Genomic DNA, 14,896 nt, shown 5'->3' with positions numbered 1-14,896 from the left:
ATTGGCAAAGCCGGCGGCATTTTGCGTGTGCGAAATTCGACCCGCTCATTTCGCACCTGAACAGCGCTGTCCCCCTTCTCCATCATCACCCGTGTCCGCCGCTTGATCTCAGCGGCATTCACAAATGCGATGGAGACGTCCGATGAACGGTCGAAACACCGGCTTGCCGCCGCGCTTTCTGCGCACCAAGGAAGCGGCCACTTTCCTCAGTCTCTCCGCCCGCACCCTCGAAAAACATCGGACCTACGGAACTGGCCCCGCTTATCGCAAGCTTGGCGGCCGCGTCGTCTACGCCATCGACGATCTCGAAGCCTGGGCCGATCGCGGCGCGGTGACGTCCACTTCCGATCCGCGTGGCACAGTCCTGCCCGCCAAGCGCTATCCAACGACACCTCCGGCTCAGGCCGGTCGCTACGCCCGCTGATCGCGCGGCGGTTCCCTCTTGTCGGCTCGGACTCGCCTACCTTCGGAACGCGGACAGCTCGATCTGTTCCATGCGCTCCCCGGCGACTTCGCGCCCCGCGATGCGCAAGACCTCATGGCCTATCCCTTCTTCTCCCTCGCAAAATCCAAACGCGTCGCGCCCATCGACTTCAAGGCCGGCGACGTGACCATCCGCGTCGAGGCCGTGCCCGATCACGGCATGGCCACCATCTGGGACGCCGACATCCTGATCTGGGCCGCCAGCCAGATCGTCAACGCCCGCGACGCTGGCTTGCGCACTTCGCGCCTGATGGCGACCACACCATACGAGATCCTGACCTTCACCGGCCGCGGCGTCGGCGCGCGCGATTACCAGCGCTTGAAGGCTGCACTCGATCGGCTCCAGTCCACGACGGTCGCGACCTCCATTCGCCAGCCGGCGGAAGGCCGCCGCCATCGCTTCTCCTGGATCAACGAATGGCAGGAGCGCAACGATCGCAACGGACGCCCCGTTGGCATGGAACTCATCCTGCCCGACTGGTTCTATCGCGCCGTCCTTGATGACGCGCTCGTGCTGACGATCGACCGGGCGTATTTCGACCTGACCGGCGGCCTCGAACGCTGGCTCTACCGGGTCGTGCGCAAGCATGGCGGTCGCCAGTCCTTTGGATGGAGCTTCGACTTCGCGCATCTGCACCAGAAATCCGGCAGCCTCTCGCCGCTCAAGCACTTCGCCTACGACTTGCGCGACATCATCCGCCGGCAGCCCCTGCCCGGCTACCGCCTCGCCATCGAGCACCGGACCGATGGCCCAGACGTCCTCACCTTTGTCGGCTCCGATCCGACTTCTTTCACCCCGTCGCGCCAGCAACGGAAATCGTCAACGCGCTCGGGGGATAAGCTGTGAAATCACTCGTGCTATCGGGGACCGCCCCTATCGTGCCATCGGGGACCCGATGCTCGTGCTATCGGGGACCGGAATCGACGATTCATCGTCGCGATTCAAAGCCTTGTGGCCGCTGTAACTTATCTAACCTGGATTCCTTCGGAATCTTTCTAACGAACCTGCGCCTTTGCAGGCTTGAGGATAACCTCGCAACGCCGACCGAGAGCTGCCCATGTGGCCGCTCTCACCGCACGGCTCACCATCGACATCACGCCGACCTGCGCGGGCGCATCAAGATCATCGTGTTCCAGCGCGGCGTCACCGTCGCCAACATGCTGTCCGAGCTGCTCGCGCGCGAATTCCCGTCAACCCCAGGAGAAACACCATGACCGGCATCGCGGCCTCCCGCATGCGCGGCGGCCCGACACCGGCCGCGCTCCCGCACGACAACCTCACCCACGTCGAACTGACCTGGGTCGAGAAGAAGGTCGAGAACTGGATACGCTTCGGCACCCACGCGCACAAACAGATCCTCGACCGGCGCCGGCGCGTCCTGTCGTTCCGGCCCGACACGGTCTTCGCCTTCGTGCGCTGGGCCTCGAACGACTTCGGCACGATCATCTCGCGCATCGACATCGTTCGCGCCGTGTCGGGCGGCGAGGCGTACCAAACGCTGCCTTTCGTGCGGCCCGGCGGCGACATCCTGCTGAAGATCGAGAGCTGGCCCAAGGTCGAGCGCGTGCTGCAAGCGATCGACGCCATCGAGCGTCTCGGCATCAATCCGGAAGCTGTCTCGCCCGATCACTGGCGCCACGTCCACAACCGACTGACCGCCGGACATGAGCCGCGCGCCTACATGCTCGAACATCACCGCGCCTTCCTGCTGCGCCGGAGGGCGGAGCCGTGAGCCGCGCAGGACTTCTCCTCGCGACGACGCTCGCCGCGATGGGCGTCGGCTATCCGGCGCTCACACCGATGCCGACCAAACTCATCTTGAATGCGTCGGCGAGCGCGCCGATCGGCTTCTACACCATCGACTTCGACGGTCCCTTCGAAGTCACCGATCTTGTCGCCGTCGATGCGACCGAACCGCTCGCGACCTTCATGGCGACACGCGGCTACTTGCCCAAGGGCGTGCCGCTCATGAAACGCATCCTCGGCGTTTCCGGGCAGACCGTTTGCCGCTCGAACCTCACCATCACCGTCGATGGCGTCGAAGTGGGCGCGGCGCTGGAGCGCGACCGCACCGGGCGTGAACTGCCAATCTGGCAAGGCTGCCGCCGCATCCACACCGGCGAAGTCTTCCTGATGAACTGGCAGGTCCGTGACAGCCTCGACGGCCGCTATTTCGGCCTGACCTCCACCCACCAGATCATCGGCCGCGCAATCCCGCTGTGGACCGACGAAGACGGGCACGGCCGTTTCGAATGGTGCGCACCGACGCGCTGAACGCTGCCCCATCGGCGGAAGCGGTGTCCGTCGATGGCTTTCCCAACACCACCGCAAAGGAAACAGCCATGCCACAGATTGGTCAATTCACACGCGAAACCACCGGCTTTGCCGGACGCCTTGAGACATTCACGCTCTTCCGTGACGTTGTCATCGTTCCGGCGGACCCGTCCGACACCGAGAACGCGCCGGACTACCGGATCCACGCCAGCGACGATGGCAAAGCGGAAGCAGGCCCCGAGATCGGCGCAGGCTGGAAACGCACTGGCGAACGCGCGGGCGATTACGTCGCGCTGCTGATCGACGATCCCGCCTTGCCGCAGCCGATCCGCGCCAACCTGTTCCGCGACGACGATGCCGGCAACGCCTGGTCGCTGCACTGGTCGCGCCCGCGCGATCGCGGCGAGAAGGACTAATCCATGTCTGCTCGCCGTCCATCGACGAGCCGTCGGAGTGCGTACGGGCGGTCTCAATCCGCCCGACGCATGGCTCTCCTCCTCCTTACCGGCCTTTCCCTCGCGAGCGTCATACCCGCGGTCACGATGGCGCAGGGCACTCCCATCGCGCAACCGTCGCCGGGCGATCCCTATGCCGATCATATCGCGGAGGCATCGCGGCGCTTTGGCGTTCCGATCGCATGGATCGGGGCGGTGATGCACGCCGAAAGCGCCGGAGAGCCGGGCGCGCTTTCCTCCGCCGGCGCGATGGGCCTGATGCAGATCATGCCCGCGACCTGGATCGATTTGCGCGCGCGGCACGGCCTCGGCCGCGATCCCTACGATCCGCGCGACAACATACTCGCGGGCACGGCCTATCTTCGCGAACTGCACAATCGCTACGGCTCGCCGGGATTTCTCGCGGCCTACAACGCCGGACCCGGACGTTATGAAGAGTCGCTTTCCGGCCGCCCGTTGCCGGCGGAGACGCGCGCCTATGTCGCCTTGCTCGCGCCCTTCATCGACGGTTCCGCTGGCGCGAATCCGGCCGCCGCCGAGATCGACCGATCGGCGTGGATACGCGCGCCGCTGTTCGTCGCGCAGCCTAGCCGCAATTCAGCCGCCGCTTCCGTGTCGGCCGAACGACCTGCGGATGACGCCCCGGCCGCGACCGCCGTACGCGATGTTTCCGCTATCGTGCTACAGTCGAACGGATTGTTCGTGGCGCGGACCACCGCCGGAGAGCCGCGATGACGAGCCTCGGCCTCATTCGCAGCGGATCGCACACCAGCGTATCTCAGAGGGCGCAGGGGTGGGAGGCAGGCAACACAACCGGAGGATGGCGAGATAAAAGGCCGCGAGGTGCGGCTTCGGTCGGTTGTGGTTTTTCAAGGGGTTATGCAGCGATTTCGCGAGGTGCGGAGTTTTCACGCACCTCGCGGCAAACCCGTTTTCTCAAGGGTTTCCTGCGCTTGGCGCGATGTGCGGAGCATCGGCCATGACCGGCGACAACGAATTCCGTATTCGGCCAGGCCGCATCCGTTCGACGCGCGCCCAGGCCGCGCGTCCCTTCATCGCACAGGCGCTGGCGGCCGCGCAGAAGGCCGGCGCCCGTGTTTCGCGCTCTGGTCGGATCAGCCCCGGCAATCGCTCTACCTTCGGGCGCGGACGCACGGCGAGCGTTCGCGCCAACCGCCTCCTGACTGGCCGTTCGCGCATCGTCATCATCAAGACTCGGGTCGTGCGCCACACTGTGCGCGCCGCGCCACTCGCCGCCCATCTCACCTATCTGCGCCGCGAAGGCGTGACCCGCGACGGGGAGAAGGCGCGGCTATTCGGACCAGACACCGATGAGGTGAATGGCCGCGCCTTCGCCGAACGGTGCCAGGACGACCGGCATCACTTCCGCTTCATCGTCTCGCCGGAGGACGCCATCGACATGGCGGACCTCAAGACCTTCACCCGCGATCTCATGGGGCAGATGGACAAGGATCTCGGCACCAAGCTCGACTGGGCCAGTGTCGACCACTGGAACACCGACAATCCGCATGTCCACATCCTCGTGCGCGGACGGACCGATGACGGCCAGGACCTCGTCATCGCGCGCGACTACATCAAGGAAGGAATGCGCGCCCGCGCGGCCGATCTCGTCACGCAGGAGCTTGGCCCGCGCACCGATCTCGACATTCGCCGCAATCTGGAACGTCAGGTCGAAGCCGAACGCTGGACGCAGCTCGATCGCCAGCTTGTTCGCGACGGTCACGGTACCGGCGTCATCGACATGGCGGCCGATCCGAACACACCGCCCGACGAATATCACGCGCTGAAGGTCGGACGGCTTCGCAGGCTGGAAACGCTCGGGCTCGCCGAACAGATCGGCCCCGGTCAATGGATGATCGATGCGAAGGCCGAGGCGACGCTGTGCGAACTCGGCGAGCGCAGCGACATCATCAAGCGCATGCACCGGGCGTTGACCGAGCGCGGCATCGAGCGCGGCTCGGCCAGCTACGTTCTTGCAGCCGAGAGCCTCGATACGCCAATCATCGGCCGGCTGATCGAGCGCGGTCTCAACGACGAACTGAAAGGCACGGCCTACGCCGTGGTTGACGGCGTCGATGGACGCACGCACCACATCAAGCTACCCGACCTCGATGCAGTCGGCGACAGCGCGCCGGGTTCGATCGTCGAACTGCGCAAGTTCGATGACGCGCAGGGGCAGCGGCGTGTTGCGATCGCAATCCGCTCCGATCTCGACATCGATCGGCAGATCACGGCGACGGGCGCGACCTGGCTCGACCGGCAGAATATCGCCCGCGAACCGGCTGCGTTGTCCGAGGGCGGCTTCGGCGCAGTCGTTCGGAACGCGATGGATCGGCGCGCCGATCATCTGGTTGGACAGGGCTTTGGGGAACGCCATGGCCAGCGCGTCACCTACAACCGCGGGCTCATCGATGCGCTGCGTCGTCGGGAACTGGAAGCGGTTGGCGAAAAGTTCGCCGCCGAGACCGGCCAGCCGTTCAATCGCGCGGGAAGCGGCGAATATGTCGCCGGCACGTACCGCCAGCGCCTCACGCTCGCCTCGGGCCGTTTCGCCATGCTGGACGATGGCTTCGGATTCCAGCTCGTGCCCTGGTCGCCCTCCCTCGAAAAGCGGCTCGGCAAGCACGTCTCCGGCGTCGCACGCAACGACGGCGGCGTCGACTGGAGTTTCGGCCGCAAGCGAGGGCTCGGCCTCTAACCTCTCTCGGAAAGGACCGCCGTCATGTCGGCAACAAAAATCCTCTGGGGCCAGATCCTCACTGTCTTCCTGATCGTGCTCGGGACCAGCTGGGGCGCCACCGAATATGTCGCGTGGAAGCTCGGGTTTCAGGCGCAGCTCGGGCCGGCCTGGTTCACGGTCCTCGGATGGCCGTTTTACTATCCGCCCGCCTTTTACTGGTGGTGGTATTTCTACGACGCCTATGCGCCGTCGATCTTCGTCGAGGGCGCCTTCATCGCCGCATCCGGCGGTTTCATCTCGATCGCCGTCGCTATCGGCATGTCGGTCTGGCGGGCGCGCGAAGCCAAGAAGGTCGAGACCTATGGTTCGGCGCGCTGGGCCGAAAAGAAGGAGGTGGATGCCGCCGGCCTTCTCGGTCCCGATGGCGTCGTGCTGGGGCGCTATGATCATGCCTATCTGCGCCATTACGGGCCGGAGCATGTGCTGTGCTTCGCACCGACCCGCTCAGGCAAGGGCGTCGGCCTTGTCGTGCCCTCGCTGCTGACCTGGCCGGGCTCGGCCATTGTCCACGACATTAAGGGCGAGAACTGGCAACTCACCGCTGGCTTCCGCGCAAAGCACGGCCGCGTGCTGCTGTTCGATCCGACCAACGCGAAATCATCGGCCTATAATCCGCTGCTCGAGGTGCGCCGCGGCGAATGGGAGGTCCGCGACGTCCAGAACATCGCCGACATCCTGGTCGACCCCGAAGGCTCGCTGGAGAAGCGGAACCATTGGGAGAAGACGAGCCACGCGCTGCTGGTCGGCGCGATCCTCCACGTCCTTTACGCTGAGGGGGACAAGACGCTGGCTGGTGTCGCAGCCTTCCTCTCCGACCCGAAGCGACCGATCGAGTCGACGCTAGCCGCGATGATGAAGACAGCCCATCTCGGCGAAGCTGGACCGCACCCAGTCATCGCCAGCGCCGCCCGCGAGTTGCTCAACAAGTCCGACAACGAGCGGTCGGGCGTCCTCTCGACCGCCATGTCGTTCCTCGGGCTTTATCGCGATCCCGTCGTGGCGGAGGTGACGCGCCGCTGCGACTGGCGGATCACGAACATCGTAGGCGACAAGCGACCGACCACGCTCTACCTGGTCGTGCCACCCTCCGACATCAATCGTACCAAGCCGCTGATCCGCCTGATCCTCAATCAAGTCGGCCGACGCCTGACCGAGGATCTGCAGGCGAAGGCGGGACGCCATCGTCTACTGCTGATGCTCGACGAGTTTCCAGCGCTTGGGCGGCTCGATTTCTTCGAGTCGGCGCTGGCCTTCATGGCGGGCTACGGCCTGAAGAGTTTCCTGATCGCGCAGTCGCTCAACCAGATTGAAAAGGCCTATGGCGCGAACAATTCGATCCTCGACAACTGCCATGTGCGCGTCAGCTTCGCGACCAACGACGAGCGCACCGCCAAGCGCGTGTCGGATGCGCTCGGCACCGCCACCGAGATGAAAGCCATGAAGAACTATGCCGGCCACCGGCTGTCACCCTGGCTCGGCCATTTGATGGTTTCGCGCTCGGAAACGGCCCGGCCACTGCTCACACCTGGCGAGATCATGCAGCTTCCGCCCGCCGACGAGATCGTCATGGTGGCGGGCACGCCGCCGATCCGCGCGAAGAAAGCGCGCTATTACGAGGATGCCCGGTTCAAGGAACGCCTGCTGCCACCGCCCGCGCTCACCGCACCGAAGCAGCGACAACCCGATGATTGGACCGCGCTACCGCAGCCGCTGCGTCCGCAGATCGCCGAGATCAATGGAGCCACGCAGACCACCGATGACGATCCGACCGAATCCGGACGCCGCCAGCAACCGGAACTCAGTCGCGTGAACCCCGTCGAGAAGAAAGTACCGATGGACAACCCGTTCGAGATCAATGCCGACGGGGATGAGGTCGAAGATGATGCGGCGCGCAACAGCCGGATGAACCGTCTCATGCAGGGCCTCGCGCGTCAGGTCTCGCTCGATCCCGGCGACGGCATGGACCTGTGAGGCGCGCCGATGACGAAACCACGCCGCAAACAGCGCCTCTCCGCCTATCTCGATCCCGCTGTCATGAGCCGCCTGGCGGAGCACGCCGCGCGCCGTGACCATTCGCGATCGCTGGTCGCAGAAGCAGCGATCGAATCCTTCCTCTCACCCGATGCGGCCGAACGTCAGGAGGCGGTCATCACCAAACGGCTCGACCAGCTCGATCGCCGCATGACCCGGATTGAGCGCGATGTCGGCATCGCCGTGGAAAGCCTCGCGGTGTTCATCAAATACTGGGTCACGACCACACCCACCTTACCGGAACCGGCTGCACAGGCCGCCCGCGCCAAGGCCGGTGAACGCTATGATCAGTTCGTTACCGCGCTCGGGCGCCGTCTCGCCAAGGGGCCGAAGCTGCGGCAGGAGATTTCCGAAGACATTGCCGCCCCTTACGATGATAATAATTCCCGAGAGGCACACGCTCCGCCAGATTAACCTAAAAAACTGCCTGGCTGCGCCGTGTATACGGATTCGCCCGCAATACTTTCGAGGAATTGCTCTGGAAGTACGCGTTCCCAGACGCTTAAAGCCGCCTTGACCAGCGCCAAATACTGATCTTCATCGCCCCCTTCAATGCGCCGCCATGCACTGGGCATATAGCGAACCATTATCGAAAGGGCATAGAGGGTTGCGGCAGCGATCAATCGATAGTCTCTGAGCCCTCCAAGTGTCGGCAACAGGAGAGCGCTTCGTGTTCCGAATGGCGAGGAATGTGTTGGCAGAACGTTCCACCAGACATCGTGACCAACGTGGTCGACACGAGCCCTGAACATGGTTCCCGGACCGGAAAAGTCATCCACTCTTTGGATTTCTGCGAGAGGCCAACCGGCATTGTTCAGGCGCTCGGTAGAAATTTCACCCGAGCGATCATGAAACAGACCGTACGTGCTGTCAGCCTTCTTTTCCCCTCTGCCGTGGATTGAAAACTGCATATTGGTCTTACTGTCGTAGTGAGCAGATACCCAGTTCGCCGTCCCATTGAAGACCTCGGAGAAGAGATCATCGATCTCAGGCACCGATGCGAACAGGTCGCGAAGCGAGCATACGGTGCCTTGAGGTTGTTTTTCGATATCGCCAAGAGAACGTGCTTTTCGCGTCGGATAGCTAGACGTATCGTAACCAAGAAAGCTCGCCCATTGCGGCAGAAACCCGGTTGCCAAAACTCCAACACGAAGATCCGAAAAAATCCCGTTCGAGCCGGCGAGCGTATAAAGACCGTGTCCTTGTTTGGTCATTCCTTCGACTTCATCAAGGTCAATCGGCCCCGTTGGTGATGCCAGCATCTCTGCCTGCGCGAAGGCCATTGTCCCATAATAGAGTCCGAGAACACGTTTGTTGAGCCGATCTCCGGTTGCGGAGATGATATAATCAAGCGCACTGCGCATCGAGAAAGCAATGCCGGTGGCCTTGGTCGTCATGGCGTCAGGAAGCAATTGAGCATCTTCCGCTGCGGCACGGCGTTCAACAAGCTTGGTCGCCAAGTTTACACTTGTGAATTGCTGAAGCCGCATAAGAACAGCTTCGAGCGGGTTCTCTGCGGTGAGGCGTTTTGCAGTTTTCTGGCGCTGAATCTGTAGCTGGGGGGAGCGATCGGGCTCGATCCGCTTGTTTAGCCCGACTAGGAATGGAAAAAAGTTACTCAGCGGTTCCACTGGGATCGTTACACCGACTGCGAACGACTCTAGCATATACGGTTGGCCGTGGAAAAATATGTGCTCGACCTCGTTTCCTAGCGCACGATACTGCTGATTGGAGATTCCGCTGCTGCTGTAGAGAATGGCAATTCGAACCGACTCTGTCCCCCGTTGCGCCGTCAACTTGATCAGGTCTCCATGCACAAATTCCTGCATGTCTACGATTGACCAACCATGGGTCCGAAGTGGTTTGAGCACGATCTGCTCGATATCTCGCCGAAGTAGCTCAAGCCTTGGACTTGATGTTGCTGATTGCTGCTTCATCTTCAAGCTTTGCCGTTTCCCTGTATTTGCACGCTACACTACTATGCCCTTGATTCCTTGTTGAATCATCGCGATTTGCGGCTCTTTTAATCATCCCCGTTCGGGGACCGATCTGTTGCGTCCCCATTGGCATCGGGGACGACATGGCCGCTCACCATCATAAACCGGAGGCGATCGCACGCGGGGCGCGGATGCTGCGCACGGCGCTCGGTCCCGCCATCGCCAGATTTCTGGAAGACGCTGCCGTCGTCGAGGTGATGCTCAACCCAGACGGACGCATCTGGGTGGACCGGCTGTCGGAAGGCTTGGCTGACACAGGCGAAAAGCTGTCGGCGGCAGACGGCGAGCGCATCGTCCGCCTGGTCGCCCATCATGTCGGCGCCGAGGTCCATGCCGGGAGCCCTCGCGTCTCGGCCGAGCTGCCCGAGACGGGGGAGCGGTTCGAGGGGTTGTTGCCGCCTGTCGTCGCCGCACCCGCCTTCGCGATCCGCAAACCCGCCGTCGCCGTGTTCACGCTCGACAACTATGTCGCGGCCGGCATCATGTCGGCGGAGCAGGCCGTCGCGCTCCGCCAGGGCGTTGCGTCGCGGGCCAACATCCTCGTCGCCGGCGGGACATCGACCGGCAAGACCACGCTCACTAATGCGCTGCTCGCCGAGGTTGCGAAGACCGACGATCGCGTCGTCATCATCGAAGACACGCGCGAGCTGCAATGTGCGGCGCCGAACCTCGTCGCCATGCGCACGAAGGATGGCGTCGCCTCGCTCTCCGATCTCGTGCGCTCGTCGTTGCGCCTGCGCCCCGACCGTATTCCGGTCGGCGAGGTCCGCGGCGCGGAGGCGCTCGACCTGCTCAAGGCCTGGGGCACTGGGCACCCTGGAGGGATCGGCACGATCCACGCCGGCAGCGCCATCGGCGCGCTGCGCCGCCTCGAGCAGCTCATTCAGGAAGCAGTCGTCACCGTCCCTCGCGCGCTGATCGCCGAGACGATCGATCTCGTCGCAGTCCTGTCCGGCCGCGGCTCCGCGCGCCGGCTAGCCGAACTCGCCCGTGTCGACGCTCTCGGCCTCGATGGCGACTACCGCGTCACCCCCATCACCTCAAAGCCCAATGAAGGAGAATCCGCATGATCTCGCATGCCAGCAGAATGCCTCGCCGCCTGATGATGACGGCGTCAGCTATCGTCATCAGCGTGGCGATGGGCCCCGCCGCCCACGCCTCCGGCTCGTCGATGCCGTGGGAGCAGCCGCTGCAACAGATCCTCCAGTCGATCGAAGGCCCGGTGGCGAAGATCATTGCGGTGATCATCATCATCGTCACCGGCCTGACCCTGGCGTTCGGCGACACGTCGGGCGGTATCCGCCGCCTGATCCAGATCGTGTTCGGCCTATCGATCGCCTTCGCCGCGTCGAGCTTCTTCCTGTCCTTCTTCTCGTTCGGCGGCGGAGCGCTCGTCTGATGGCGGGCATCGTGGATCAGGCCGGCGAAGTGCCCGGCTTCACAGTCACGGTCCATCGGGCACTGACCGAGCCGATCCTGCTCGGCGGTGCCCCGCGCGCCATCGCCATCATGAACGGGACACTCGCTGGGGCGGTCGGCCTCGGCTTGCGCCTCTGGCTCGTCGGCATTGCGATCTGGGCGATCGGGCACGTCGCGGCTGCCTGGGCGGCGAAGCGCGATCCGCTCTTCGTCGACGTCGTGCGCCGGCACCTGCGCATTCCCGCGCATCTCACGGTCTGAGGGAGGGCTTGGCAGTGATGAACCTCGCCGAATATCGCAATCGCAACAGCCGGCTTGCAGACTTCCTGCCCTGGGTCGCGTTGGTGGGCGCCGGCCTCGTCCTCAACAAGGACGGCAGCTTCCAGCGCACCGCGCAATTCCGCGGACCCGATCTCGACTCGGCCGTTCCTGCCGAGCTGGTCGCTGTCGCCGGCCGTCTCAACAACGCCTTCCGGCGTCTCGGCTCCGGCTGGGCGATTTTTGTCGAGGCGCAGCGCCATCCCTCGAACCGCTATCCCGACAGCAAGTTTCCCGACGCGGCCTCGGCCCTGGTCGATGCCGAGCGCAAGGCAGGTTTCGAGGAAGCGGGCGCGCATTTCGAGTCCAGCTATTTCCTGACCTTCGCCTGGTTGCCGCCGGCCGAAGACGCTGCACGCGCGGAAACCTGGCTCTACGAGGGTCGCGAGAAATCCGGCATCGATCCCCGTGAGGCGCTGACCGGCTTTGCCGATCGCACCGACCGCATACTGCGCCTGGTCGAAGCCTTCATGCCGGAATGCCGCTGGCTCGATGACGCCGAGACCCTGACCTACCTGCACGGCTGCGTCTCGACCAAGCGCCATCGCGTCCGCGTTCCCGAGACGCCGATCTATCTCGATGCGCTGCTCGCCGACCAGCACCTCGCCGGCGGCCTCGAACCACGGCTTGGCGATCAGCATGTTCGCGTCCTCACGATCACCGGATTCCCGACCGCGACGACGCCCGGCCTACTCGACGAGCTGAACCGGCTCGCCTTTCCCTATCGCTGGTCGACCCGCGCGCTCCTGCTCGACAAGACCGACGCGACTAAGTTGCTGACCAAAATCCGCCGGCAATGGTTCGCCAAGCGCAAGTCGATCGCCGCGATCCTCAAGGAGGTGATGACCAACGAGGCGTCCGTCCTCGTCGACACCGATGCGGCGAACAAGGCCGCGGATGCCGACATGGCGCTGCAGGAACTCGGCGCCGACTATGCCGGCATGGCCTATGTCACCGCGACGGTGACGGTATGGGACGCCGATCCGCGCGCCGCCGACGAGAAATTGCGGCTGGTCGAAAAGGTCATCCAGGGCCGCGACTTCACCGCGATGGTGGAGACCGTCAACGCGGTCGATGCGTGGCTCGGTTCGCTGCCGGGCCATGTCTACGCCAATGTTCGGCAACCGCCGATCTCCACGCTCAATCTCGCCCATATGATCCCGCTGTCGGCGGTTTGGGCGGGACCGGAACGGGACGAGCATTTTGCAGCGCCCCCTCTGCTCTTCGGCAAGACCGAAGGCTCGACCCCGTTCCGGTTTTCCCTTCACGTCGGCGACGTCGGTCACACGCTGATCGTCGGTCCGACCGGAGCCGGCAAGTCCGTGCTGCTCGCGTTGATGGCTATCCAGTTCCGCCGTTATGCGCGCTCGCAGGTCGTCGCCTTCGACTTCGGCGGTTCGATCCGCGCGGCCGCGCTCGCCATGGGCGGCGACTGGCACGACCTCGGCGGCGATCTCAGCGATGGTGCAATCGACAGCGTCAGCCTTCAGCCGCTCGCGCGCATTCATGATGTGCCCGAGCGCGCCTGGGCCGCCGACTGGCTGGTCGCGATCCTGATCCGCGAAGGCGTAACGATCACGCCGGAAGTGAAGGAACATCTCTGGACGGCGCTGACCTCGCTCGCCAGCGCGCCGGTCGAGGAGCGGACGCTCACAGGCCTCGCCGTTCTGCTCCAGTCGAACGACCTGAAGCAGGCGCTGCGGCCCTATTGCGTGGGCGGCCCCTATGGTCGCCTGCTCGACGCCGAGCATGAATATCTCGGCTCGGCCTCCGTCCAGGCGTTTGAGACCGAGGGACTAATCGGGACCGGCGCGGCGCCTGCCGTGCTCGCCTATCTCTTCCACCGCATCGATGATCGTCTCGACGGCTCGCCGACGCTGATCATCATCGACGAGGGCTGGCTCGCCCTCGACGACGAGGGCTTCGCTGGCCAGCTCCGCGAGTGGTTGAAGACACTACGCAAGAAGAACGCCAGCGTCATCTTCGCCACGCAGTCGCTGTCCGACATCGACGGCTCGGCGATCGCGCCAGCCATCATCGAGAGCTGCCAGACCCGGCTCCTGCTGCCGAACGAGCGCGCGATCGAGCCGCAGATCACCGCGATCTATCGGCGGTTCGGTCTCAACGATCGCCAGATCGAGATCGTCGCGCGGGCGATGCCCAAGCGCGACTACTACTGTCAGTCGCGGCGCGGCAATCGCCTCTTCGAACTCGGCCTGTCCGACGTCGCGCTCGCGCTCTGCGCGGCATCCGCCAAGACAAATCAGACAGCCATCGCCCGCATCGTCGCCGAGCACGGCCGCGACGGCTTTCTCACCGCCTGGCTGCACCACCGCGACGTCGGCTGGGCCGCGGATCTCATTCCCACCCTCACCACCAAGGAGAGTAACCCATGAAACTGCGCCATTCCCGCGCAGCGCGTTTTGCTGCCGCGCTGCTGACCGCCCCCGTCGCCCTCGCGCCCATGCTGGCGACGCCCGCGCACGCCATCATCGTGTTCGACCCGTCGAACTATGCGCAAAATGTGCTGACCGCCGCGCGCACGCTGGAGCAGATCACTCACCAGATCACGTCGCTTCAGAACGAATCCCAGATGCTGATCAATCAGGCGCGCAACCTGACGAGCCTGCCGTTCTCCGCGCTCCAGCAGTTGCAGCAGTCTGTCCAGAAAACGCAACAGCTCCTCAGCCAGGCGCAGAACATCGCCTACGATGTCCAGAAGATCGACCAGATGTTCCAGCAGAAATACGGGAACGTCTCGATGTCGGCGAGCGATCGCCAGCTCGTTTTCGATGCCCGCTCGCGTTGGCAGAATACGGTCGGCGGTTTGCAGGACGCGATGCGCGTGCAAGCGGGCGTCGTCGGCAACATCGACACCAACCGCGCGCAGATGTCGGCGCTGGTCGGCCAGAGCCAGGGCGCGACCGGCGCGCTGCAGGCCACGCAGGCGGGCAACCAGCTCCTCGCGCTTCAGGCCCAGCAGCTCGCCGATCTCACCGCCGTCGTCGCGGCGAACGGCCGCGCGCAGATGCTGACCGAAGCCGAGCGCGCGGCCGCGGCCGAACAGGGCCGCGAACAGCGTCGCCGGTTCCTGACGCCCGGCTCGGGCTACCAGCCCGGAAACGCCCAGATGTTTGACAACCGGAATTGAGCGGGG

15 protein-coding genes and 1 pseudogene are annotated in these 14,896 nt (G+C 64.3%); 15 read left to right on the top strand and 1 reads right to left on the bottom strand.

The genetic code is table 11. The annotated features are described in order from the left end of the window. Positions 1-142: 142 nt before the first annotated feature. The 10 genes and pseudogenes from AC1RTB_RS19945 (at position 143) to AC1RTB_RS19900 (ending at position 8,419) form a co-directional block, all read left to right on the top strand. Positions 143-424 (top strand): helix-turn-helix transcriptional regulator, encoded by a 282-nt coding sequence (locus tag AC1RTB_RS19945; protein WP_492880818.1) that lies wholly within the window; start codon positions 143-145, stop codon positions 422-424. 114 nt (positions 425-538) lie between these two features. After that, positions 539-1,330 carry a replication initiator protein A gene (locus AC1RTB_RS19940; protein WP_492943835.1) on the top strand — a complete coding sequence of 264 codons (792 nt, stop codon included), beginning with the start codon at positions 539-541 and terminating at the stop codon, positions 1,328-1,330. Between the two features lie 174 nt (positions 1,331-1,504). Then, positions 1,505-1,698, top strand: a pseudogene (locus AC1RTB_RS19935) (hypothetical protein). Continuing rightward, positions 1,695-2,216 (top strand): DUF2840 domain-containing protein, encoded by a 522-nt coding sequence (locus tag AC1RTB_RS19930; protein ID WP_492880816.1) that lies wholly within the window; start codon positions 1,695-1,697, stop codon positions 2,214-2,216. The pseudogene AC1RTB_RS19935 and the gene AC1RTB_RS19930 overlap by 4 nt, the downstream one beginning before the upstream one ends. Further along, on the top strand, positions 2,213-2,758 hold the full coding sequence (locus AC1RTB_RS19925) for a S26 family signal peptidase (RefSeq protein ID WP_492880815.1): 546 nt from the start codon (positions 2,213-2,215) through the stop codon (positions 2,756-2,758). The genes AC1RTB_RS19930 and AC1RTB_RS19925 overlap by 4 nt, the downstream gene beginning before the upstream one ends. Before the next feature lie 68 nt (positions 2,759-2,826). Further along, on the top strand, positions 2,827-3,174 hold the full coding sequence (locus AC1RTB_RS19920) for a DUF736 domain-containing protein (protein WP_492880952.1): 348 nt from the start codon (positions 2,827-2,829) through the stop codon (positions 3,172-3,174). Positions 3,175-3,177: 3 nt separating this feature from the next. Continuing rightward, positions 3,178-3,948 (top strand): lytic transglycosylase domain-containing protein, encoded by a 771-nt coding sequence (locus tag AC1RTB_RS19915; RefSeq protein WP_492880814.1) that lies wholly within the window; start codon positions 3,178-3,180, stop codon positions 3,946-3,948. A gap of 244 nt (positions 3,949-4,192) precedes the next feature. Further along, positions 4,193-5,932 (top strand): relaxase/mobilization nuclease domain-containing protein, encoded by a 1,740-nt coding sequence (locus AC1RTB_RS19910; protein WP_492880813.1) that lies wholly within the window; start codon positions 4,193-4,195, stop codon positions 5,930-5,932. Positions 5,933-5,956: 24 nt separating this feature from the next. Continuing rightward, complete coding sequence (locus tag AC1RTB_RS19905) at positions 5,957-7,945, top strand: conjugal transfer protein TraG (RefSeq protein WP_492880812.1); 1,989 nt, start codon at positions 5,957-5,959, stop codon at positions 7,943-7,945. Positions 7,946-7,954: 9 nt separating this feature from the next. Further along, positions 7,955-8,419, top strand: coding sequence for a CopG family transcriptional regulator (locus AC1RTB_RS19900; RefSeq protein ID WP_492880811.1), 465 nt, complete (start codon positions 7,955-7,957; stop codon positions 8,417-8,419). Here the strand turns inward: AC1RTB_RS19900 and AC1RTB_RS19895 are convergent. Continuing rightward, on the bottom strand, positions 8,416-9,942 hold the full coding sequence (locus tag AC1RTB_RS19895) for a YaaC family protein (RefSeq protein WP_492880951.1): 1,527 nt from the start codon (positions 9,940-9,942) through the stop codon (positions 8,416-8,418). The two genes, AC1RTB_RS19900 and AC1RTB_RS19895, sit on opposite strands and share 4 nt — an antisense overlap. A gap of 143 nt (positions 9,943-10,085) precedes the next feature. Here AC1RTB_RS19895 and trbB point away from each other — a divergent pair, with 143 nt between their 5' ends. From trbB to trbJ, 5 genes are read left to right on the top strand one after another with little or no spacing between them, the layout of a single operon-like run. Then, the gene (gene trbB / locus AC1RTB_RS19890; protein ID WP_492880809.1) at positions 10,086-11,072 is read left to right on the top strand and encodes a P-type conjugative transfer ATPase TrbB; all 987 of its coding nucleotides are present in this window, start codon (positions 10,086-10,088) and stop codon (positions 11,070-11,072) included. 17 nt (positions 11,073-11,089) lie between these two features. After that, on the top strand, positions 11,090-11,401 hold the full coding sequence (locus tag AC1RTB_RS19885; protein ID WP_492880950.1) for a TrbC/VirB2 family type IV secretion system protein: 312 nt from the start codon (positions 11,090-11,092) through the stop codon (positions 11,399-11,401). After that, positions 11,401-11,682: a VirB3 family type IV secretion system protein gene (locus AC1RTB_RS19880; RefSeq protein WP_492880808.1), complete on the top strand. Its 282-nt coding sequence runs from the start codon at positions 11,401-11,403 to the stop codon at positions 11,680-11,682. Before AC1RTB_RS19885 ends, AC1RTB_RS19880 begins: the two co-directional genes overlap by 1 nt. 14 nt (positions 11,683-11,696) lie before the next feature. Continuing rightward, on the top strand, positions 11,697-14,135 hold the full coding sequence (trbE, locus tag AC1RTB_RS19875) for a conjugal transfer protein TrbE (protein ID WP_492880949.1): 2,439 nt from the start codon (positions 11,697-11,699) through the stop codon (positions 14,133-14,135). After that, on the top strand, positions 14,132-14,890 hold the full coding sequence (gene trbJ / locus AC1RTB_RS19870; protein WP_492880807.1) for a P-type conjugative transfer protein TrbJ: 759 nt from the start codon (positions 14,132-14,134) through the stop codon (positions 14,888-14,890). Before trbE ends, trbJ begins: the two co-directional genes overlap by 4 nt. Positions 14,891-14,896: the final 6 nt, after the last annotated feature.

The sequence above is a fragment of the Aminobacter sp. GW821-FHT11F06 genome (assembly GCF_058808215.1).
Note: the sequence above shows the minus strand (reverse complement) of the source record. Positions and strands in the feature narration are given on the sequence as shown.